The sequence below is a fragment of the Mycolicibacterium lacusdiani genome, from assembly GCF_021916785.1.
GTDB lineage: Bacteria > Actinomycetota > Actinomycetes > Mycobacteriales > Mycobacteriaceae > Mycobacterium > Mycobacterium lacusdiani.
This window is the reverse complement of sequence record NZ_JAKCFC010000010.1, coordinates 68,875-91,543: the sequence shown is the minus strand read 5'-3', so window position 1 is coordinate 91,543 and position 22,669 is coordinate 68,875. Positions and strand designations below refer to the sequence as shown.

19 protein-coding genes are annotated in these 22,669 nt (G+C 67.2%); 10 read left to right on the top strand and 9 right to left on the bottom strand.

Annotated features, from left to right (window positions below; genetic code table 11):
* Positions 1-22 precede the first annotated feature (22 nt).
* The 7 genes from LOK44_RS24440 (at position 23) to LOK44_RS24410 (ending at position 7,920) form a co-directional block, all read left to right on the top strand.
* Complete coding sequence (locus LOK44_RS24440; RefSeq protein ID WP_237572673.1) at positions 23-1,447, top strand: APC family permease; 1,425 nt, start codon at positions 23-25, stop codon at positions 1,445-1,447.
* Positions 1,448-1,609: 162 nt separating this feature from the next.
* Positions 1,610-2,146, top strand: coding sequence for a TetR/AcrR family transcriptional regulator (locus LOK44_RS24435; RefSeq protein ID WP_237572672.1), 537 nt, complete (start codon positions 1,610-1,612; stop codon positions 2,144-2,146).
* A gap of 2 nt (positions 2,147-2,148) precedes the next feature.
* Complete coding sequence (locus tag LOK44_RS24430; RefSeq protein WP_237572671.1) at positions 2,149-3,585, top strand: aminobutyraldehyde dehydrogenase; 1,437 nt, start codon at positions 2,149-2,151, stop codon at positions 3,583-3,585.
* A gap of 1 nt (position 3,586) precedes the next feature.
* Positions 3,587-3,946: a RedY/HapK family protein gene (locus tag LOK44_RS24425; RefSeq protein ID WP_237572670.1), complete on the top strand. Its 360-nt coding sequence runs from the start codon at positions 3,587-3,589 to the stop codon at positions 3,944-3,946.
* Positions 3,943-5,673 (top strand): phytoene desaturase family protein, encoded by a 1,731-nt coding sequence (locus tag LOK44_RS24420; RefSeq protein WP_237572669.1) that lies wholly within the window; start codon positions 3,943-3,945, stop codon positions 5,671-5,673. Before LOK44_RS24425 ends, LOK44_RS24420 begins: the two co-directional genes overlap by 4 nt.
* Before the next feature lie 2 nt (positions 5,674-5,675).
* Entirely contained in the window at positions 5,676-7,427 is a 1,752-nt protein-coding gene (locus tag LOK44_RS24415; RefSeq protein ID WP_237572668.1) for a dihydroxy-acid dehydratase, read from the top strand.
* A 76-nt stretch (positions 7,428-7,503) separates the two neighbouring features.
* Positions 7,504-7,920 carry a DUF6632 domain-containing protein gene (locus tag LOK44_RS24410; protein ID WP_237572667.1) on the top strand — a complete coding sequence of 139 codons (417 nt, stop codon included), beginning with the start codon at positions 7,504-7,506 and terminating at the stop codon, positions 7,918-7,920.
* Between the two features lie 15 nt (positions 7,921-7,935).
* Here LOK44_RS24410 and LOK44_RS24405 read toward each other — a convergent pair whose 3' ends face one another.
* The 9 genes from LOK44_RS24405 to LOK44_RS24365 are packed head-to-tail and all read right to left on the bottom strand — an operon-like array spanning position 7,936 to position 18,508.
* Positions 7,936-8,982 carry a zinc-dependent alcohol dehydrogenase gene (locus LOK44_RS24405; protein ID WP_237572666.1) on the bottom strand — a complete coding sequence of 349 codons (1,047 nt, stop codon included), beginning with the start codon at positions 8,980-8,982 and terminating at the stop codon, positions 7,936-7,938.
* A complete protein-coding gene (gene araA / locus LOK44_RS24400) occupies positions 8,963-10,474 on the bottom strand; it encodes an L-arabinose isomerase (protein WP_237572665.1) in 1,512 nt (503 codons plus the stop codon). Before araA ends, LOK44_RS24405 begins: the two co-directional genes overlap by 20 nt.
* Positions 10,471-11,184 carry an L-ribulose-5-phosphate 4-epimerase gene (locus LOK44_RS24395; RefSeq protein WP_237572664.1) on the bottom strand — a complete coding sequence of 238 codons (714 nt, stop codon included), beginning with the start codon at positions 11,182-11,184 and terminating at the stop codon, positions 10,471-10,473. Before LOK44_RS24395 ends, araA begins: the two co-directional genes overlap by 4 nt.
* On the bottom strand, positions 11,181-12,848 hold the full coding sequence (araB, locus tag LOK44_RS24390; protein WP_237572663.1) for a ribulokinase: 1,668 nt from the start codon (positions 12,846-12,848) through the stop codon (positions 11,181-11,183). Before araB ends, LOK44_RS24395 begins: the two co-directional genes overlap by 4 nt.
* The gene (locus tag LOK44_RS24385) at positions 12,841-13,875 is read right to left on the bottom strand and encodes a LacI family DNA-binding transcriptional regulator (RefSeq protein ID WP_237572662.1); all 1,035 of its coding nucleotides are present in this window, start codon (positions 13,873-13,875) and stop codon (positions 12,841-12,843) included. The genes araB and LOK44_RS24385 overlap by 8 nt, the downstream gene beginning before the upstream one ends.
* Positions 13,872-14,873, bottom strand: a complete 1,002-nt coding sequence (locus LOK44_RS24380; protein ID WP_237572661.1) for an ABC transporter permease subunit — start codon at positions 14,871-14,873, stop codon at positions 13,872-13,874. The genes LOK44_RS24385 and LOK44_RS24380 overlap by 4 nt, the downstream gene beginning before the upstream one ends.
* 5 nt (positions 14,874-14,878) lie before the next feature.
* Positions 14,879-15,967, bottom strand: a complete 1,089-nt coding sequence (locus LOK44_RS24375) for an ABC transporter permease (protein WP_237572660.1) — start codon at positions 15,965-15,967, stop codon at positions 14,879-14,881.
* Positions 15,964-17,496 (bottom strand): sugar ABC transporter ATP-binding protein, encoded by a 1,533-nt coding sequence (locus LOK44_RS24370; RefSeq protein ID WP_237572659.1) that lies wholly within the window; start codon positions 17,494-17,496, stop codon positions 15,964-15,966. Before LOK44_RS24370 ends, LOK44_RS24375 begins: the two co-directional genes overlap by 4 nt.
* Positions 17,497-17,521: 25 nt before the next feature.
* The gene (locus LOK44_RS24365; RefSeq protein ID WP_237572658.1) at positions 17,522-18,508 is read right to left on the bottom strand and encodes an ABC transporter substrate-binding protein; all 987 of its coding nucleotides are present in this window, start codon (positions 18,506-18,508) and stop codon (positions 17,522-17,524) included.
* Positions 18,509-18,795: 287 nt separating this feature from the next.
* Here LOK44_RS24365 and chvE point away from each other — a divergent pair, with 287 nt between their 5' ends.
* From chvE to mmsB, 3 genes are read left to right on the top strand one after another with little or no spacing between them, the layout of a single operon-like run.
* A complete protein-coding gene (gene chvE / locus LOK44_RS24360) occupies positions 18,796-19,899 on the top strand; it encodes a multiple monosaccharide ABC transporter substrate-binding protein (protein WP_237572657.1) in 1,104 nt (367 codons plus the stop codon).
* A gap of 29 nt (positions 19,900-19,928) precedes the next feature.
* Positions 19,929-21,440 (top strand): multiple monosaccharide ABC transporter ATP-binding protein, encoded by a 1,512-nt coding sequence (gene mmsA, locus LOK44_RS24355; protein WP_237572806.1) that lies wholly within the window; start codon positions 19,929-19,931, stop codon positions 21,438-21,440.
* Complete coding sequence (mmsB, locus tag LOK44_RS24350; RefSeq protein WP_237572656.1) at positions 21,437-22,669, top strand: multiple monosaccharide ABC transporter permease; 1,233 nt, start codon at positions 21,437-21,439, stop codon at positions 22,667-22,669. The genes mmsA and mmsB overlap by 4 nt, the downstream gene beginning before the upstream one ends.

Below are 22,669 nucleotides of genomic sequence, written 5' to 3'. Positions count from 1 at the left end.
CCTGAGGGAGAACAGCCTCGGCGTGCCGAGCATCTTCTTCTACATCATCGCTGCGGCGTCGCCACTGACCGTCGTGGTCGCGCTGTACCCCATCATCATCGGCGCGGGCAACGGCGTCGGCATGCCAGGGGCCTTCGTCATCGCCGCGGTGGTGCTGATGATCTTCGCCGTGGGATACGTCGCGATGAGCCGACACGTCACCAACGCAGGCGCCTTCTACGCCTACGTGACCCTCGGCCTCGGGCGGATCGCCGGGCTGGGATCGGCGTTCCTCGCGATCTTCGCCTACAACGCCATCCAAGCCGGTCTGTACGGCGGCTTCGGGTACTACGCCTCGGAGTTGCTCAACCCACGGCTAGGTGTCGAAATCCCCTGGTGGGTCTACGCATTCGGCGCTCTGGTGCTGTGTCTCGGCCTCGGCGTGCAAGGCGTGCACTCCGGCGCCAAGGTCCTCGGGGTGTTCATGACGCTGGAAGTCACCGTGATCACCGTTCTCAGCGCGTTCAGCCTGTTCGGTGACGCCGTGCCCGTGTCGCAGTTCTCCTTCGAACCGTTCGCGCCGAGCGTGGTGCTCGGCGGAGCGCTCGGCGTCGCCTTGATGTTCGCGCACGCCTCGTTCATCGGCTTCGAGGGATCGGCGATCTATGGCGAGGAGGCACGGGACCCGGCGCGCACCATCCCGCGCGCGACGTATCTGTCCATCGCGTTCATGGGGGTCCTGTACGCAGTGTCGGGCTGGCTCATCATCAACGCGATGGGCATCGACAAGGTGGTCGGCATCGCCACCGAAACCGGGGGCAACTTCATCTTCGTGGCCAGCGACACCATCATCGGCCACAACGTCTCGCTGCTCTTCCAGATCCTGATCGTCACCGCGACGTTCGCTGCCATCGTCACCTTCCACAACAACGTCGCCCGGTACATGTTCTCGCTCGGGAGGCAGGGGCTGATCTGGAAGCCACTGGGGTGGACACTGCCCCGTCGCCAGACCCCGTGGGTCGCCGCGATCGCACAGAGCGCGTCCGTCGGCATCGTGATCGCACTGTTCGCGCTCTTCGACCAGGACCCGTTCGCGACGCTGTTCACGTGGGCGACGGGCATCGGCACGGTCGGGGTCATCCTGTCCCAGCTCGTCGCGGGCATCGCGATCTTCGCGTTCTTCCGCAGGTCGAACGTCGACAAGCGGCCATGGAACACCGTGATCGCACCGCTGCTGGCGATCGCGGGGCTGGCCGGGTTCTTCGTCCTGACGCTCGACAGCCTCGACGTCCTGCTCGGCGTCCAAGGCACGATGGCCGCGGTCATGCTGTCGCTCGTGTTCATCGCGTTCCTGGCGGGCGCGGCATATGGGCTCTACCTGCGGTTCGTCGCACCGGCGCGATACGAACTGGTCGGGCAGGCGCTCAACGAGCGCGATCTGGCCGAGCCTGCGCCAGAAGCTCAATAACTCAGTAGCACCACCCTCTTTCACGATTCGCCGCGCGCCGACGCCCGACGTTACGTACATTTGTCCGCAACGATGCGTACGAATGTTCTTAACGAAGGAGTGGGCATGGGTTCCGCACCGCGGCGGGCACGTCGACACGACCCCGACAGAAAGGAGCGCATCGTGGCCTCGGCCCTGGACGTACTCTCCCGCGACGGCGTGGCCGGCATCACGCACCGGGCCGTCGCCACGGCCGCCGACGTGCCACTGGGCTCGGTCACCTACCACTTCGCCACGCTGGACGACCTCGTCCAGCACGCGTTCGAGGCGCACGTCGACACGTTGGCCAGCCGGTTCGAAACCCGGCTGGCGTCGTGCGGCGACGGTGACGACCTCATCGAGTGCATTGCCTCGGCGATCACCGACGACCTCGCGGGCCGTCCCAACGAACTCGCCGTCACCTACGAGTTGTACGGCGACGCGGTGCGCAGGCCAGAGATCAGGCGCCTGACTCAGCGCTGGATGGAACGCGCCGAGGACGCCTTGGCGGAGCACTTCGATCGCACCACCGCGCGGCTCGTCGACGTCGTCGTCGAGGGCCTGATGGTGCACACGTCGATTGCGCAACAACCCATGTCGAAGAACGAAGTCCGCGCCCTGCTGACCATGGCGGCCGGCGGCGCACCCACCACCGATACGACCACCACCACCGAGGAGTGAGCATGACCTTCCACACCAAGATGTTCATCGACGGCACCTGGACCGACGCAGTCGACGGCGGCGTCGACCAGGTCAACGCCCCGACGACCGGAGAGGCCTTCGCCGAGATCGCCCGTGGCGGTGCGGCCGACGTCGACCGCGCGGTCGCAGCCGCCGAGGCCGCCTTCCCCGATTGGGCGAGAACGCCCGTGGGAGAGCGGGCTCGGGCCTTCCTCACGCTCGCCGACCGCGTCGAGGCCGATCAGCGCACACTCGCCGAGATCGAGTCGCGCAACGTGGGCAAGCCCATCGGCCTCGCGCTGGAGGAGATGGAGATGATTCCCGATCACCTCCGGTTCTTCGCCGGCGGCGCACGCACCATGGAGGGCCGGGCCGCAGCCGAGTTCGTCCGTGGCAAGACCAGCATCATCCGGCGCGACCCGCTCGGCGTCGTCGGCTCGGTAGCTCCATGGAACTACCCGCTGCTGATGGCGATCTGGAAGATCTCCCCCGCACTGCTCACCGGAAACACGTTGGTGCTCAAGCCTTCCGAGCACACCCCCTACTCGGTGCTGCGGCTCGCCGAACTCGCCGAGGACCTCTTCCCCGCGGGCGTGTTCAACGTCGTCACCGGCGACGGCAAGGACGTCGGCGCCCGGCTGGTCGCCCACCCGCGGGTGCGGATGTCGTCGCTCACCGGGTCGGTCGCGACGGGGCGGGCGCTCATGCACGCCTCGGCAGACTCGAACCTCAAGCGGCTGCACCTCGAACTCGGCGGCAAGGCACCGGTGCTGGTGTACTCCGACGCCGACGTCCCGCTGGCCGTCGGCAAGATCATGGAGGGGGCGTTCTGCAACTCAGGCCAGGACTGCATGGCCGCCTCACGGCTCTACGTTCACGCCGACGTGCACGACGAGTTGGTCGCCGGCCTGGAGAAGGCGGTCAAGGAACTCGATCTCGGCGACACCGCCGACGAGAGCACCAGCATGGGACCGGTCATCACCGCTGCCCACCGTGACCGGGTCGAGGGCTTCGTGGAGCGGGCCAAGGCCACCGGACACACCGAACTCATCCAGGGCGACAACCCCGGTACCGGCTTCTACACCGCCCCTACCGTCGTGGTCGGTGCCCTCCAGGGCGACGAGATCGTCAGCACGGAGGTGTTCGGTCCGGTCACGTCGGTGACGCGGTTCGACGACGGCGACGACGTCATCGCCTGGGCGAACGACACCGAATACGGCCTAGCCGCATCGGTGTTCACCAACGACCTCTCGAAGGCCATGACCGCGTCGAGCGATCTGCAGTTCGGCACCGTGTGGATCAACGACCACCTGCCCGTCACACCCGAGATGCCGCACGGCGGCTTCAAGCAGTCCGGCAACGGCAAGGACATGTCGGTCTACGCCCTCGAGGAGTACACCGAAGTCAAGCACGTGATGATCAACCGCGAGATCGCCTGACATGGCAGTCAGCGCAATCAACACCTTTCGGTTGCGTCCCGGGGTCGGCGCCGAGCAGTTCGAGCGGTTCTCCGCCGAACTCGACCGGCCGACGTGCCTGGCCTTCGACGTCGTACTCGGGTTCGACGTATACCTCGCCGAGGGCGGGGCGAGCGAAGCGACGGGGGATGACACGAGCGACGGTGGCGTCACGGTCGTCGAGGTCATGACGGTCTCGTCGTGGTCCGAATGGCAACGGCTCCTCGAGTCGGCACCCGAACTCAAACCCGTGATCGAGAGGTTCGACGAACTGGTCGAGCCCGGCAGCGTCTCGACACTGCTGACCCGCGAACTCACCCCTTCCGCAGGAGATCTGACATGACCGAGACACCGGATTACGACGCCGTCATCATCGGCGCCGGGCACAACGGCCTGGTGACCGCCAACTACCTGGCCCGGGCCGGGAAGCGGGTGCTGGTCCTCGAGGCGCGGGCCGTCGTCGGCGGGGCCTGCGTCACCGAGGAACTCATCCCCGGCAGCAAGTGGTCGTCGTGCGCGTTCATCGCCGGCCTGCTGCGGCCGGAGATCATCGACGAACTCGAACTCGCACGGTTCGGTCTCGAGCTGTACCAGGGTGACGCCCTGTCATTCAGCCTGTTCCGCGACGGCACCTCCTTCACCATGTGGAAGGAGACCGACCGCACACTGCGCGAATTGGAGAAGATCAACAGGAACGACGCGCAGGCGTTCCTCGACTTCGGGGTGCGGCTGCAGCGCTTCGCCGGGCTGGTCACCCCCTACCTGCTGGCCCCGCCGCCGCAGCGTTCTGAGGTCTTCGCCGCGTTCGAGGCCGCGGGTGAGCAGACGCTGTTCGACGAGTTCACGCTGCTCTCCGTACGGGACCTGCTCGATCGGTACTTCGAGGACGAGCGCCTCAAGAGCATGCTGACCTTCTTCGGCATGGTGTCGATCTTCGGCGGTCCCTCGACGCCCGGGACCGCGTACACCTACGGGCACCACTCCTGGGGTGAGTTCAATGGCAACTTCGGCCAATTCGGCCTCGCGCGAGGCGGTATGGGCGCCATCAGCGAGGCCCTCGCGGCCGGCGCGCGACACTACGGCGCGACCATCCGCACCTCGACCCCCGTCGACACGGTGATCGTCGAACGCGGAACGGCGACCGGCGTGCGCCTCGCCGACGGCAGCGTCGTCACCGCGCGGCAGGTCTTCTCCAACGCCGACCCCAAGCGGTCGCTGCTCCAGCTGATCCAGCCTGGAGTGCTGCCCGCCAAGCTAGTCCGCGACGTGGAGAACATCGACACCCGCGGGTCGATGGCCAGGATTCACCTGCTCGTCGACGAACTGCCGCAGTACCTTCCGTTCCCCGACGCCTCGGAGGGACCGCAGCACCACGGGCATCAACTGCTGGGACCCAGCCGTGAGGCGTTCGAGGAGGCCTACGAGGCGCAGCGCCGTGGCACCTTCCCCAGCACGTTCGTGATCGAGGCGGTTACGCAATCGGTGACCGACGACTCGCTGGCGCCTGCGGGCCTGCACACCATGACCCTGGGCATCCAGCAGCTCCCGTCCGAGCTGATCGGCACGACGTGGGCGGCCGAGAAGGAGAAGTGGGCCGACCTCGTACTCGAAGACCTGTTCACCTATGCGCCCAATCTGCGTGAGCACATCGTCGACCGCGTGATCATCACACCCGACGATCTCAACGACGAGTACCTGATCACCGACGGGAACATCTTCCACGGCAGCATGATGCTCGACCAGCTGTTCGGAGCGCGACCCATCCCGGAGTTGGCGAATTACCGCACCCCGGTGACCAGTTACTACCTGTGCGGCTCGGGCACCCACCCCGGCGGCGGCGTGATGGGGGCCAACGGACACAACGCGGCCAAGGTCGCGCTCGCTGACGCGGCGGGTATCGCCGCCCCGACCGCGACGACGGGCGTTCGCACCGGAGGCAAGAAGGCCCCGTGGCAGCAGCGGTTCGTCGGCACCCTGATGTCGACCAAGCCCGGACGCTGGGTCGGGTACCGGGCGGCACGACAGCCGGCGCTGCGCAAGGTCACCGCGTACGCGGCGCGGGTCCGCTGACCGTGTCGACGCCGCCCGTGGGGTTGCGGAGCGCGAAGTGGTTCGCGGGCAAGGACGTACCCGGCTTCGTCCACCGGTCGGCGATGCGGGCATCGGGGTTCTCCCGGATGGCGTTCGAGGGCCGACCCATCGTCGGCATCTGCAACTCCTGGTCCGAGGTCGTCAACTGCAACATGCACTTTCGCGGTCTAGCGGACTCGGTGCGACGCGGCGTGCTGGCGGCGGGCGGGTTCCCGCTGGAGTTCCCCACCATGTCGCTCGGTGAGCAACTGATGAAGCCGACCACCATGCTGTTCCGCAACCTGATGGCGATGGACGTCGAGGAGTCGATCCGCGCCTACCCCTTCGACTCCGTCGTCCTGCTCGGCGGCTGCGACAAGACCGTCCCGGCGCAGCTGATGGGGGCGGCGAGCGCCGACGTCCCCGCGATCGCGCTGACCGGCGGGCCTGCCGCCCCCGCGGTGTTCCGGGGCAAGCAACTCGGGGTGGGCACCGACCTCTGGGAGTACATCGACGACGTGCGGGCAGGCCGGATGTCCATGGCCGAGTACGAGCAGCTGGAGGCGGCAGCGGGACCATCCCGGGGGCACTGTCCGGAGATGGGCACCGCGTCGACGATGGCCACGTTGGTGGAAGGCCTCGGCATGACGCTGCCCGGCAGTGCCGCCATTCCCGCGATGGACTCGCGCCGGCTGCAGGTCGCCGAGGAGGTCGGCGCGCGAGCGGTCGGGTTGGCCGTCGAGCGGCTGCGGCCGTCGCAGGTCATGACGGCCGAGGCCTTCGACAACGCCATCACGCTGATGCTGGCCGTCGGCGGCTCGACCAACGCGATCGTGCACCTGCTCGCCATCGCCGGCCGGGTCGGAGTCCCCCTGTCGCTAAACCGCTTCCACGAACTGTCCGCGCGCACACCGCTGGTGGTCAACGTGCGGCCCGCGGGCGAGCACCTCGTCGAGCAGGTGTTCCACGCCGGCGGAATCCCGGCGGTGCTGAAGGCGGTCGAGCCGCTGCTGCACACCGAGGCCGTCACCGTCACCGGCAAGACCGTCGCCGACAACCTGCCCACGGTTTCCGCGACCGACACTGCGGTCATCGCTGCGCTGAGCGCGCCGTTTCAGCCGCCCGGCGGACTCGCGGTTGTGCGCGGCAACCTCGCTCCCGACGGTGCGGTGATCAAGTGCAGTGCGGCCACCCCGTCGCTGCTCGTCCACCAAGGGCCGGCCGTGGTGTTCGAGGACATGAAGGATTTGATCCGACGGTTCGATGATCCCGACCTCGAGGTGACCGCGGATTCCGTGCTGGTGCTGCGATCGGCGGGTCCGCGCGGCGCTCCCGGCATGCCCGAGTGGGGCCAGTTGCCCATTCCCAGCAAGCTGCTCAAACAGGGCGTCACCGACATGGTCCGCATCTCCGACGCCCGGATGAGTGGCACGGCCTACGGCACCTGCGTGCTGCACGTCAGCCCCGAGTCGGCCGTGGGCGGCCCACTCGCTCTGGTCCGCGACGGCGACGTCATCGCACTCGACGCCCACGCGGGGACACTCGACGTGCTGATCTCCGACGACGAGTTGTCGGTGCGCCGAGCGGCATTGGTACGCACACCGCCGCGCCATACCCGCGGGTATGCGTCGATGTACGTCGAGCGCGTACTGCAGGCTCACCAGGGCTGCGACTTCGACTTCCTGGTCGGGCGTTCGACGAGTCCCGACGACGAACCGGATGCGATCTTCGAGGGCTGGATCGGCGGCTGGTGAACTAGGCGCCCAACTCGACGCGCCCGGCGTACCGTCTCGAAGATCGGCTTGCAAGCCGCATCCTCGGGGGGCGCACATGACTCCATCGACCAGGTACAGATTGCTCCGCGTCGCGCTGGTCGTGTTCGGTGCCGTCATGATGCTGCTCTATCCCCTCGCCCTGATCTGGCCGTCGGGATGGGCTTGGCATTCAGGCGCGCCGCACGAATCGAACTACTTCATGATGATCGTTGGCCTCTATTTCACATTGGGCGCCTTTCTGTGGAATGCCGCACGACGTCCGGAGGCGCACGTCAGTCTGATGTGGTTCACGGTGTGCTCGAGCGTCATCCACGCCGCGATCATGGCGGTGCAGTCCATCGGCGGTGACCACCACGACATCGGACACATGTGGGGTGACGTCCCGGCTTTGCTCCTCGTCGCCATCGTGCTGTCGGCGCTCGTGCTGATGTCGGACCTCGATCGACGTTCCCACGACGGACGGGTCGAATAGACCGTTCGGACGGCCTCAGCTCTCCGATACGGCCACTATGACCTTGTCGCCGTGACGCTCGGCGGCGGAGCCGAAGGCCTTGGCAGCCTTCGTCAGAGGGTGCCGTTCGGTGACCAGCTGATCCAGGTCGATCGCCGTGGTCGCCAGTTCGATCGCGCGTGGATAGGTGTCGTTCATCCGGCGCACCATGGCGAACGTCAAACCCTTTCGCCGCGCCGCCGCAGCGGGGAACGACGAGGCGTCCTCCGACGGGATGCCGCCCAATGCAATCCGGCCACCCGGACGAACTGCAGAGACCGCCGTGGCGATCGCCGCGTCGGTGCCTGCCAGTTCGACGACGACGTCCACGCCCCGGCCATCCGTGGCGTCGAGCACCGCCTGAGCGTCGTCACCGGCGCTCCACACCGCGTCGGCGCCGCAGCGCTGCGCGGTGGCGCGACGGTGCGCCAGCGGTTCGACGGCGAACACCCGGCCTGCCCCGGACTCCCGGGCCACCTGGACGGCGAGCACGCCGATCGGTCCCGCTCCGACCACCAGTACGTCGGCTCCCTTCCGAACGTGACCGACGCGCACGGCGTGGATGGCGACACCGAGCGGCTCGAGCAGGGCCCCGGCATCGTCGCTGAGATCGTCGGGCAGCGGGTGCAGGAGGTGGTCGGGCCAGACCAGCTGCTCCTGCAGGCCGCCGTACAGGGCACCGTGTCCGGCGAATTCCACCGTCGGACAGAGGTTGTGGTAGCCCGAACGGCACATCTCGCACAGCCGGCACGGAATCGCGGGGTCGACCGCGACCCGCCGGCCCGCGTACGGGCCGGTGAGTGCAACCCCCGCGAACTCGTGTCCCGGCACCACGGGGTGCTCTATCCGGTTCTCGCCGATTCCCCCGTCGGTGAACCAGTGGAGGTCCGATCCGCAGATTCCGACCGACGTCACGGCCACGAGCGACGAGCCGGGGCCGGGTTCGTCGGGAGCCGGCTCGTGCGCTACCCGCACGTCACCGACGGCGTGCAGGCGTGCGGCGAGCATCCGGCGCCCGCCGGTGTCAGAGGCCGACGGCGACATGGTGATACACGTCGTTCCACTTCAGCTCGTGCGCGAAGCCCCGCACGGTGGTGTCGGCGTCGATGAGGAGCAGCTCGGTGTTCGTCATCGCCGCAAGGTCTTCGATCGCGTCGGTTCCCACCGCGGTCGTCATCACCGTGTGATGCGGCGCACCGGCCATCAGCCATGCTTCGGCCGACGTGGACCAGGACGGCAGGGGCTCCCACACAGCGCACGCCACCGGCAGGTTCGGCAGTTCGGCGGGCGGTTCGATGATCCGAACCTCGTTGGCCACCAACCGGAAACGCGAACCCATGTCGCAGATCCCGATGACGACCGCGTCGGCGGCGGCTGCGGTGAAGCGCAGTCGCACCGGATCCTCCCGGCCGCCGATGGACAGCGGGTGTACCTCCACGGTGGGCGTGGCGCCCGCGATGCTCGGGCACACCTCCAGCATGTGCGCTCCGAGGATGCGTTCGCGCCCCGGCGTCAGGTCGTAGGTGTAGTCCTCCATGAACGACGTCCCGCCAGGCAGACCCTCGCCCATCGCCTTGATCGTGCGCAGCATCAAGGCGGTCTTCCAATCGCCCTCGCCGCCGAAGCCGTAGCCGTCGGCCATCAACCTCTGCACGGCCAAACCCGGCAGCTGGCGCAGGCCGCCCAGGTCCTCGAAGTTGGTGGTGAACGCGTGGAAGCCGCCGTCGTGGAGGAACTTCCGCAATCCGACTTCGATCTGCGCGGCGTACCGCAAGGCGGCGTGCCGGATCCCGCCCGGCAGCAGCTCGGCGGCGACCTCGTAGGTGCCCACGTACTCGCGCACCAGCTTGTCGACGTCGACGGGTCGGACGCGCTCGACGACGTCGACCAGGTCGTTGACACCGTAGGCGTCGACCGACACACCGAAGTGTGCCTCGGCCTCCACCTTGTCCCCCTCGGTCACGGCGACGCCGCGCATGTTGTCGCCGAAGCGGGCGACCTTCATCGTCGACAGCTCGGCGTGCCCCAGCGCGGCCCGCGTCCACGACCCGATGCGCTCCCGCGTGCGCGGATCGTCGACGTGTCCGGCGACCGTCTTGCGAGGATGCGACAGCCGCGACTGGATGTAGCCGAACTCCCGGTCGCCGTGGGCGGCCTGGTTGAGGTTCATGAAGTCCATGTCGATGCTGCTCCATGGCAACTCGACGCCGAACTGCGTGTGCAGGTGCAGCAGCGGTTTGCGCAACGCCTTCAGCCCGCGGATCCACATCTTCGCCGGGGAGAACGTGTGCATCCACGCGACGACGCCGATGCACTCGGCGGACGCGTTGGCTTCACCCAGGACTCGGGCGATCTGGTCGGAATCGGTGACCACCGGGATCCAGCGCACCTCGACCGGGATCTCGGCGCTGCCGTCGAGGCGGTCGGCGATCCGGCGGGACTGATCGGCCACCTGCTCGAGGATGTCCTGCCCGTACATCGACTGGCTGCCCGTGAGGAACCACACCTGACTGGTCACGAGTCGAGACGCGATCATCGCTGGTCCTCCTGCACGGGGTCGGCATGCCGGCCGGCCTGGCCGTACACGTTCTGGTACCGCTCGAACAGCGCCGACACGTCCGCGGCAGCGATCGGGGTTGCATCCCCGAGTTGCCTGCTGATGTGCACGGTGCGCGCGACGTCCTCCACCATCACGGCGGCCTTGACCGCATCCCGGGCAGTGCGCCCGATGGTGAACGGCCCGTGGTTGCGCATCAGCACCGCCGGAGATCGGCTGTCGCGCAACGTGTCCACGATGCCGCGTCCGATTGAGTCGTCGCCGATGAGCGCGAACGGTCCGACCGGGACGTCACCGCCGAACTCGTCGGCGATCATGGTGAGCACGCACGGTATCGGCTCGCCGCGCGCTGCCCACGCGGTCGCGTAGGTGGAGTGGGTGTGCACGACGCCACCCACCGCGGGCATGTGCCGGTACACGTAGGCGTGCGCCGCAGTGTCCGACGACGGGGCAAGGGCACCGTCGACGAGGTTCCCGTAGAGGTCGCAGACGACCATGTCCTCGGCGGTCAGTGTGTCGTAGTCCGCACCCGACGGCTTGATCACCATCAGGTCGCGGCCGGGCACCCGGGCCGAGACGTTGCCCGCGGTCCAGATCACCAACTCGTAGTGGGTCAGATGCGCATGCAGGTCGCAGACCTGGCGGCGGAGTTCGGATACGACGCGGTCGACTTCGGAGGTGATGGTCATGACGAGGCACCCACGGCTTCCCGGGTGTCGATCCGGCGCAACCGTCGCATCATGTCGTTGCCGCGGCCGAACCATTCGTAGGCGGCGACGTATTCGCGGTAGAGCCGGTCGTAGGCGGCCACGTTGTCTGGAATCGGCTTGTAAGCAGCGGGTATTCGTCTGCCCATTGCCGAGGCGGCCGTGCGGACGTCGGCATGGACACCCGCAGCGGCAGCGGCGTGGATCGCCGCGCCCAGCGCCGGCGCCTGCGCCGACGGCACGATCGACAGCGGCAATCCGACGGCGTCGGCGTAGATCTGCATCAGCAGGCCGTTCTTCAAGAGCCCACCGGCGACCACCAGCTCGGTGACCGGCACGCCGCTGTCGACGAACGTCTCGACGATCATCCGGGTACCGAACGCGGTGGCCTCGAGCAGTGCCCGGTACATGTCGACGCAGGTGGTCTCGAGCGTCTGGCCGATCATGACGCCCGACAGTTCGTGGTCGACGAGCACCGAACGGTTCCCGCTATGCCAGTCCAACGCCACCAACCCGTGCTGCCCCACGCGTTGGCGGCCCGCGAGATCGGTGAGGTGTTCGTGGATGGTCAGCCCGCGACGGCGCGCCTCGACCTGGTAGTCCTCTGGAACGCAGTTGTCGACGAACCAGCCGAAGATGTCGCCGACGCCCGACTGCCCGGCCTCGTAGCCCCAGCTGCCCTCGCAGATCCCGCCGTCGACCACGCCGCACATGCCCGGAACATTGCGCAGCACATCGGAGTTCATCACGTGACACGTCGACGTACCCATGATCGCGACCAGGTGTCCTGGCTGCAGCGCGTCGGCCGCGGCCACGGTGACGTGGGCGTCGACGTTACCCACGGCGACGGGGATCCCCTCGCGCAGGCCGGTCCATCCTGCGGCCTCCGCGGTGAGCGAGCCTGCGCGGTCGCCGAGCTGGCCGATCGGGTGCTCCAGCTTGTCGACGACGAAGTCGGCGAAGCCGGGACGCACCTCGGCGAGGAACTCCCGCGACGGGTAGTTGCCGTCCTGACGGATGCCCTTGTAGCCGGCCGTGCAGGCATTGCGGACGTACGCACCGCACAGCTGCCACACGATCCAGTCGGCACCCTCGACGAACGAGTCCATCGCCTCGTACAGCTGCGGGTCCTCGTCGAAGATCTCCAACGCCTTCGCGAACTCCCACTCGCTCGAGATCAGGCCACCGTAGCGCGGCAGCCACGACTCGCCACGTTGCGCAGCAACGGCATTGATGCGGTCGGCCTGCGGCTGGGGCGAGTGGTGGCGCCACAGCTTGGCGTAGGCGTGCGGCCGGTCGCGGTACGCGGCCACGTCGCACAGCGGCGTTCCGTCGCCGAGCACCGGCACCATCGTGCAGGCGGTGAAGTCGGTTCCGATCCCGATCACGTCGGCCGGATCGATGCCGGACCTGGCCACGGCCTCCGGCACCGCGATCCGGAGCACCTCGACGTAGTCGCTGGGCACCTGCAGGGCCCAGCGCGATGGAAGTCGCGTGGCACTGCCCGGCAGCGATTCGGAGATCACCCCGTGCGGATACGCGTGCTCGGCGCTTGCCAGTTCGTGGCCGTCACTGACCCGGACGACCAGCGCTCGACCGGACAGCGTTCCGAAATCCACTCCGACCGTGTACTTCTCGTCACTCAAGGGGTCTCCTAGTGCGTTGCGTGCTCTTGCGGATGATGAGTTCGGGGGGAAGGAGCGGTACGGAGGCCGACATCCCGTTCAACGTCGTCGTCACCAGATCGATCGCCCGTTGGCCGACGGCCTGAAAGTCCTGCCTGATGGTGGTGAGCGCGGGGTTGAGGTAGCCGGCTTCGGGAATGTCGTCGAATCCGACGACGCTGACGTCCTCCGGGACTCGCACGCCCGCCTCGGCGAACGCGTGCAGCACGCCGATCGCCATCTGGTCGTTGGCGACGAACACACCCGTCGCGTCACCCCGTCGCGCCAGCTCGCGGCCGATCTCGTACCCGCGTGCCGGCGTCCAGTCGCCTTCCCAGTGCTCCTCGGGCACCGTCAGCCCGGAATCGCGCAGCGCCGCCTCGTACCCGGTCCGGCGACCCTTTGCCTCGGTCCAGGTCATCGGACCCGAGACGTGGACGATCGCGCGATGCCCGAGGTCGATCAGATGCCGGGTGGCTTGGCGCGCTCCGTCGATCTGGTCGACGCCGACGCTGAGCCCGCGTCCCGAGAGATCGCCTTCGACCACGATCAGCGGCAAGCCGGCGTCGGCGGAGTGCACGACGGCCAGCGCCTCCTCCTGAGCGGCGATCATGACGATCGCCTCGACGGACTGACGAGCGAGATGGTCCAGCGCACTGCGGAGTTCCTCGAGCGTGATCTCCGACAGCGGCACCAGGCTGGAGAAGTAGCCCGCCGCGTGGGCGGCTTCCTGAACGAAGCGTTGGATGCTCGAGGGGCCGTACTGGGCGCTGTTGGTCCCGACGATGCCGATGATCCCCGAGCGTCTGGTCACCAGCGCCCGCGCCGCGGTGTTGGGCCGGTACCCGAGTTCTTCGATGGCCTGCTCGACCCGCGCCTTGGTCGCCGGGCGGATGCTCGACGAGCCGTTGATCACGCGCGAGACCGTCTGGTGGCTGACGCCTGCGAGGCGGGCGACGTCGGCCATGACCGGCTTGGGCGTCATCGGGGGCATCGAGGGGCTGTTCATCCGGGTTTCCTCATCACTAGGCGTTGAACCAGGACGAATACCAGCAACAGGACGCCGGTCATGATTCGGGTCCAGTACGAGTCGAGGTTCTCGGCCGTGACGAACGTCTGGATGGTGCCGAGCACGAGCACGCCGATGACGGAGCCCAGGACGAATCCGACGCCGCCGGAGAGCAGGACTCCGCCGATGACCGCCGCGGCGATCGCGTCGAGTTCCAGTCCGATGCCGTTGAGGCTGTATCCGGACAACTTCTGGACGGCGAGCAGCAGACCGGCCAGCGCTGCGCAGAGGCCGCTGATCGCGTATACCGACACCCGCGCCCGTGCGGCGCCGAGTCCCATCAGTTGCGCCGACTGGCGGTTGCCCCCGATGGCGTACACCGTCCGGCCGAAACGGGACTCGTGCAGTACGTACGCCGCGACCACGACCACCGCGACGGCGATGACCACGGTCCAGCGAATGAACTTGTCCTCGTACAGGTACACGTAGTTCAGCCCGAACTCGCGCAACAGCGGGTCCTCGATCGGCAGCGTGTCGACGCTGATCACGTAGCAGAGTCCGCGGGCCAAGAACATGCCGGCGAGCGTGACGATGAACGGCTGGACGTCGAAGTACTCGATGACGAGCCCCATCATCAGCCCGAGCAGCGGCCCGACGATCAGCACCGCCCCCACAGCCAGCGGCATCGGCCAGCCGGCCTGAAGCGTGGTGGCGACGATCACCGTGGACAGTGCCACCACCGATCCGACGCTCAAGTCGATGCCGCCGGTGAGGATGACGAACGTCATGCCGACGGCGAGGACGACGAGATACGCGTTGTCCACCAGCAGGTTCAAGAACACCTGGGTGGGGCTGGCGAAGTCGTAGCGAGCGATCAGCGCACCGAACATCGCGACGAACAGGGCCAGCGACACCAGTGGCGAGAGGTAGCGCCCCCGGGCACGTCGAACGAGGTGCCCGACGACGGGCCGGGGCCGGGCTTGCGGTGGTGCGCTCACGGTGCTCACTTCGTCGCCATCCCGGACACTGCCGACTGAGGCGCCAGGATGGTCTCCTGCGCAACGCCTTCCGGCGTCGACACCGTGGCGCTGCGGGTTGGCCGGCGCCGGGTGAGCGCTGCCCGGAACTTCGGCGCCTGCAGCAGACACACCGCGATGACGACGAGCGCCTTGAACACCAGCGTGGTCTCCGGGGTGATCCCTGCGGTGTAGACGGTGGTGGTGAGGGTCTGGATGATGAGCGCGCCGATGATCGTCCCGGTCAGGCTGAAGCGTCCGCCGAGCAGCGACGTGCCGCCGATGACGACGGCGAGGATGGCGTCCATCTCGATCCAGAGCCCCGCGTTGTTGGCGTCGGCGGCGGAGATGTTCGACGCGATCATGAGGCCGGCGATTCCGGCGCACAGCGCGCAGAACACGTAGACGGCGAACACGATAGAGCGGTGCCGCACCCCGGCGAGCCGACTCGCCTCGGGGTTGACGCCGACGGACTCGAGCAGCATGCCGAGAGCGGTACGCCGCGTGAGCAGACCGACGACCAGGAACACGGAGAGGCTCACCAGGATCGCGACCGGGAGGCCGAACGCGTAGCCCGCACCGAGCACCTTGAACGGCGCACTGGTCACCGTGACGATCTGGCCGTCGGTGATGAACAGCGCGATGCCCCGGCCAGCCGTCATCAGGATCAGCGTGGCGATGATCGGCTGGACGCCGAACACCGATACCAGCGCACCATTCCACAGGCCGAGTGCGACGGCGACACCGAGGGCAATGGCGGCCGCGGTGATCACGGTGCCCGCGCCGGCCGGATCGGTCGAGGAGGCGATGTGGGCGCATGCCAAGGCTCCACTGACGGCGACGACGGCGCCCACCGACAGGTCGATGCCGCGCGACGCGATCACCAAAGTCATGCCGAGGGCGACCAGCATGGTGGGTGCACCGTTGCGCAGGATGTCGATGACGCTGCCGAACAGGTGACCGTCCTGAACGCGGATGGCCAGGAAGCTGGGTGTCACGACGACGTTGACGGCCAGCAACGCGATCAGCGCCCCCACGGGCCACAGCAGCGGTGAGGCAAGCACCTTGTGCCTCATCGCACGTCACCGCCGGCGATCAGTGCCGTCAGTTCCCGCACCGTGCAGTCGTTGCCGACCGTTGCGATGCGACGTCCTTCGCGCAGGACCACGATGCGGTCGCTGATGCGCGCGACTTCGTCGAGTTCTGCCGATATGAAGACCACGCCCATTCCGTCGGTGGCGAGATCGGTGACGAGTCGCTGAATCTGGGCCTTCGCGCCCACGTCGATGCCGCGGGTGGGTTCGTCGAGGATGATCAGCTGCGGCTCGGTGATGAGCCACCGCGCCAGCAGCACCTTCTGTTGATTGCCGCCGCTGAGGTTTCGCACCAGTGCCAACGGGTTGCGCGGCCGAATGTCGAGCGCTTCCATGTAGTTCGCCACCAGGTCGTCCTTGGCCTTCCTAGACAGTGGACGTGCGAACCCGCGACGCGCCTGCAGTGCCAGGACCAGGTTGTCGCGCACGGTTAGGTCGCCGACGATCCCCTCGCGCTTGCGATCCTCCGATGAGAACGCGAGGCCCTTGGCGATTGCGGCGCGGGGCGAGCGGATCGCTGCTGCCATCCCGTTGACCGAGATCTCGCCGGTGGTCGGACGATCCGCGCCGAAGAGCAGCCGCGCCAGCTCGGTTCGGCCGGAACCGAGTAGCCCGGCGAGTCCGACCACCTCGCCACGACGAACGTCGACGTCCACGGGATGGAGACCTGGTGCTCGCCCAATCCCCCGCGCGCTCAGTACCGTCTCGTCGCCCGCGTCCTCGCTGGTGGCCACGGCTTCTTCGATCTTCTCGAGCAGTTCGAGGTCGTGACCGAGCATCGCCGCGATCAGGCTCACCCTGTCCAATTCGGCGGTCGGGTACTCGCCGACCAGACGCCCGTTGCGTAGCACCGTCATCCGGTCCGAGATCTCGTACACCTGATCGAGGAAGTGCGACACGAACAGGATTGCGGTACCGCCGTCGCGCAGGCGGCGCATGACCCGGAAGAGTTCGGCCACCTCGTCGGCATCGAGGCTGGACGTGGGTTCGTCGAGGATCAACACCCGCGCCGACACTGCCGTCGCTCGAGCGATGGCGACCAGTTGCTGCAGCGCGATCGGATGGTCGCCCAGAGTGGATCTCGCATCGATGGTGACGTCCAGCTCGGCCAGCAGTTCGCCGGCCCGTTCGTTCATTGCCCGGTAGTCGATGCGTCCGAATCGACGCGGCTCGCGACCGAGCAGGATGTTCTCCGCCACGGTCAGATTGGTGCAGAGGTTGACCTCCTGGTAGACGGTGCTGATGCCGGCGGCTTGCGCGTGGCGCGGACCGCTGAACCGCTGCTCGACGCCGTCGACGGCGATGCGTCCCGCGTCGATGTCGTAGACACCGGTGAGCGCCTTGATCAGCGTCGACTTCCCAGCGCCGTTCTCGCCCATCAACGCGTGGATCTCGCCAGGCAGCAGCCGGAAGTCGACACCGTCGAGTGCCTTGACACCGGGGAAGCCGATGGTGACGTTGCGCATGTCGACCACGGGGGTGTCGGCGGGCGCGAGAACCGAAGCGGTCATGGGGAATTCCTCGTCTGGGCGCGCGTCAGTACTTGCGGTCCGGGAGGACGGCCGCGGCCTGCTGCTGGTCGAAGGCCTCGTCCGGGGTGACGACGCGCGGCGGTACCGGCTCGCCGGCGACCACCTTCTTGGCGAGGTCCATGAGCTGCGGACCGAGCAGCGGGTTGCACTCGACGATGTAGTTGAACTTGCCGTCCGCCAAGGCCTGCATGCCGTCATGGGTGGCGTCCACGGCGACGATCTGAACGTCCTTGCCGGGAGTGAGCCCTGCTGCCTCGATGGCCTCCATCGCACCCAGACCCATGTCGTCGTTCTGCGCGAACACCAGATCGATCTTCGGGTTCGCCTTCAGGAACGCCTCCATGACCTGCTTGCCGCCCGATCGGGTGAAATCACCGCTCTGCGAGGCGATCACCCTCAGGTTGGGGTTCGCCGCGATGGCGTCGGCGAATCCGGAGTTGCGCTCGATGGCGGGGTCGGCACCCGTCGTACCCTCGAGCTGGACGATGTTCACCGGTCCCGGTGCCGACGCGTGTTGCTCGACCACCCACTTGCCGGCGCGGCGGCCCTCCTCGACGAAGTCCGCTCCGACGAAGGTCTTGAAGACGTCCTTCTCCTGCGTGTCGACGGCCCGGTCGGTGAGGATCACCGGGATTCCGGCGTTCTTGGCTTCGAGCAACACGGCGTCCCACCCCGTGCGAACCACCGGGCTGAACGCGATCACGTCGACGCGCTGCTGCACGAACGAGCGGATCGCGCTGATCTGGTTCTCCTGCTCGCCGTTGGCGTCGGAGAACTTGAGGTCGACGTCGGCCGCCGTCGCCGCTTCCTGAATCGACTTGGTGTTGGCGGTTCGCCATCCACTTTCGGCACCGACCTGAGAGAACCCCATGGTGATCGCGCCACCCTCGGAACCGGCGCCGGGCGCCGTGCCCGGCGCGGGTCCGCTGCCGCAGGCGGCCAGCACGCCCGCCGTGGCGATGACGGCCATCGCGGTCATGACTCTGTTCACGTCGACTCCTCGTGGTGGGTGCGTTCGCCCTGTTCAGGGCGGTGATGATGAGCGGAGAGCTGGTCGCGGTGCGGACTCAAGCGCTGTGACCGGGATTACACTGGCTCGGATGTTAACGCTCACATTCAGCCGATGTCAACGGTCTCGTGAACGTTCACATCGGCGCCCGGCGATCCTTGACAAAGCCGTGAGCCGCGTCACATGATCTTCAATGTTAGCGCTCACATCGCTGGTGGCCTGCCGCCCCGCGACGGAGATGGGCGGCACGGGATCAACCGGAGGAATTCATGCGCAAGAGCTTTGTTCGTGTCGCGGGCGCGCTCGCCGTCGTCGCCGCGCTCGCCAGCGCCGGCTGCGGTCGCTCCACGACCACGGAGACAACCGGTGGCGGCGATGGCGAGCGCACGGGGACGGTCGGCATCTCGATGCCGACGAAGTCCTCCGAACGCTGGGTCGCCGACGGCAACAACATGGCCGAGCAGTTCACGGCGCTGGGCTATCAGACCGACCTGCAGTACGGCGACGACGTAGTGCAGAACCAGGTGTCGCAGATCGAGAACATGATCACCAAGGGCGTGAAGGCCTTGGTGATCGCACCGATCGACGGCTCGTCGCTGACCGACATCCTCCAGCGCGCCGCCGACGCCAAGATCCCCGTCGTCAGCTACGACCGGCTCATTCGAGGTACCGCGAACGTCGACTACTACGCCACGTTCGACAACTTCAAGGTCGGCGTGCTGCAGGCGTCTTACATCACCGACAAGCTGGGTCTCGCTTCGGGCAAGGGGCCCTTCAACATCGAGCTGTTCGCCGGATCGCCGGACGACAACAATGCGACGTTCTTCTTCAACGGCGCGATGAGCGTCCTGCAGCCCTTCATCGACAGCGGCAAGCTCGTCGTCAAGAGCGGTCAGACCACTTTCGACCAGGTGGCGACTCTGCGCTGGGACGGTGGCCTCGCGCAGTCGCGCATGGACAACCTGCTGAGCAAGGCCTACACCAGCGGCCGGGTGGACGCGGTCCTGTCCCCCTACGACGGCATGTCGCTCGGGATCATCTCCGCCTTGAAGAGCGCCGGATACGGTACCCCCGACAAGCGGCTGCCGATCGTCACCGGCCAGGACGCCGAACTGGCCTCGGTCAAGTCGATCATCGCAGGCGAGCAGACGCAGACGGTGTTCAAGGACACCCGTGAACTCGCCAAATCTGCTGTGCAGATGGCCGATTCGCTGCTGACGGGCGGCACCCCCGAGGTCAACGACACCACGACCTACGAGAACGGGGTGAAGGTCGTCCCGGCATTCCTGCTCGAACCGGTCAGCGTCGACAAGGACAACTACCAGAAGGTGCTCGTCGACTCCGGCTACTACACGGCTGCACAGGTCGCGTGAACGATGCCGCGGCCGCGCCGCTGCTCGAGATGCGCGGCATCACCAAGCGGTTCGGCGACGTCACCGCCCTGAGCGACGTCAACCTCACCGTGCGCACCGGCGAGGTGCACGCGATCTGCGGCGAGAATGGTGCTGGTAAGTCGACTCTGATGAAGGTGCTCAGCGGCATCTACCCCCACGGCAGCTATGAGGGCGACATCGTCTTCGACGGCGCCAGTGGCGAGTTCAAGGACATCCGGTCCAGCGAGCGGCGCGGCATCGTGATCATCCACCAGGAACTCGCGCTGGTACCCGTGTTGTCGATCGCCGAGAACGTCTTCCTCGGCAACGAACACGCGTCCGCCGGGGTCATCAGCTGGCACGAGACGATGACCCACGCACAGCGACTGCTCGAACGGGTCGGTCTGCAGGAGAGCCCGCATACGCGGATCGCCGACATCGGCGTCGGCAAGCAGCAACTGGTCGAGATCGCCAAGGCGCTGTCGAAGAAGGTCAAGCTCCTGATCCTCGACGAGCCCACCGCGGCGCTCAACGACGAGGACAGCAGGCATCTGCTCGACCTCATCGTCGAACTCAAGACCCAAGGCCTGACCTGCATCATCATCTCGCACAAGCTCAACGAGGTGATGCGGGTCGCCGACACGATCACCATCCTGCGCGACGGACAGACCATCGAAACCCGGCCGGTCGAAACGGGGCTCACGGAGGAACACGTGATCCGCGGGATGGTGGGCCGCGACATGGTCGACCGCTTCCCCGAGCGGAGCCCGCACGCCATCGGCGACGTCACCTTCGCCGTCGAGGACTGGACGGTGTTCCATCCACTCGACCAGCAGCGCAAGGTGGTCGACGGCGTCTCCATCAACGTGCGGCGCGGTGAAGTCGTCGGCCTCGCCGGCCTCATGGGCGCAGGGCGCACCGAGTTGGCGATGAGTGTCTTCGGCCGCAGCTACGGAAAGAAGGGTGGCGGCGCGGTCTTCAAGGACGGTAGGGAGATTCGGACGCGCACCGTGTCAGAGGCGATCGGTCACGGCATCGCCTACGCCACCGAGGACCGCAAGCACTACGGCCTCAACCTGATGGACGACATCGCCCGCAGCGTGACGTTGGCTTCGCTGTCGAAGGTGAGCAGGGCATCGGTCGTCAACGAGCACGAAGAGACGGTGGTCGCCGAGCGCTTCCGCAAGGACATGCGCATCAAGGCGCAATCGGTGAAATCGATCACCGGCAACCTGTCGGGCGGCAATCAGCAGAAGGTGGTGCTGAGCAAGTGGATCTTCGCCGACCCGGACGTGCTGATCCTCGACGAGCCGACACGCGGCATCGACGTCGGCGCCAAGTACGAGATCTACACGATCATCAACGACCTTGCTGCGCAGGGCAAGTCGGTGATCGTCATCTCTTCCGAACTGCCGGAGCTGATCGGCCTGTGCGATCGGATCTACACCCTCAACGAGGGCAGGCTCACCGGTGAGGTACACCGCGCGGACGCTGCCCAGGAGACATTGATGCACTTCATGATGAAGGGACCGACCACATGACCACCAGTTCGACGGTGGACGCGGCGTCGAGCGCGCAGGCACCCCCACCACCGGACTCCCCGGCGTCGCGACTCAAGACCGCGCTGCGGGGCAACTTCCGGCAATACGGCATGGTCGTCGCGCTGGTGCTGATCGTGATCCTGTTCCAGGTGTGGACCAGCGGGATCCTGCTCAAACCGCTCAACGTCACCAACATCGTTCAGCAGAACGGTTACATCCTCATCTTGGCGATCGGGATGGTCATCGTGATCATCTCCGGGCACATCGACCTGTCGGTCGGCTCGATCGCGGGATTCGTCGGCGCCATGTCGGCGGTCCTGATGATCCGCTACGACATGCCCTGGCCCGTGGCGGTGGTCGTGTGTCTGCTGCTGGGTGCGCTGATCGGTGCGTGGCAGGGGTTCTGGATCGCATACGTCGGCATTCCCTCGTTCATCGTGACCCTCGCCGGCATGCTGGTGTTCCGCGGTGCGACGCAGTATCTGCTCGAGGGGCAGTCGATCGCCCCGTTCCCCCGCAGCTTCAGTCAGGTCAGCAGCGGGTTCCTGCCCGAGGTGGGCGGCGCCAGCCTCTACCACTGGCCGACCGTGATCCTCGGGGTGTTCGTCATGGCCGCGGCCATCTGGCAGCAGGTCCGTCAGCGAAGGACGCAGACCCGCTACGGCTTCGACGTGCTGCCGCTGGTCTGGTTCATCGCCAAGTGCGCCGCGATCGTCGCCGCGCTGGCCGCGTTCACGCTGTTGCTCGCCAGCTACCGGGGCGTCCCGGTCGTCGGCATCATCTTGGCTGTTGCGTTCGTGCTGTACGCATTCCTGATGCGCAGCACCGTCTTCGGGCGACAGGTCTACGCCGTCGGCGGCAACGTGGCAGCCGCGCGGCTGTCCGGCGTGAAGACCAAGCGGGTCACCTTCCTGGTGTTCGTCAACATGGGTCTGCTCTCGGCCCTGGCCGGCCTCCTCTTCGCCGCCCGACTCAACTCCGCTACGCCGCAGGCCGGCATCGGCATGGAGTTGGAAGCGATCGCGGCGGCGTTCATCGGCGGCGCGTCCGCCAACGGCGGGGTGGGGACGGTGTTCGGCGCGATCATCGGCGGCTTCGTGCTCGGCGTGCTGAACAACGGCATGTCCCTGATCGGAATCGGTAGCGACATTCAGCAGCTCATCAAGGGCCTGGTGCTCCTGGCCGCAGTCGGCTTCGACGTCTACAACAAGAAGAAGGGCGGGTCGTGA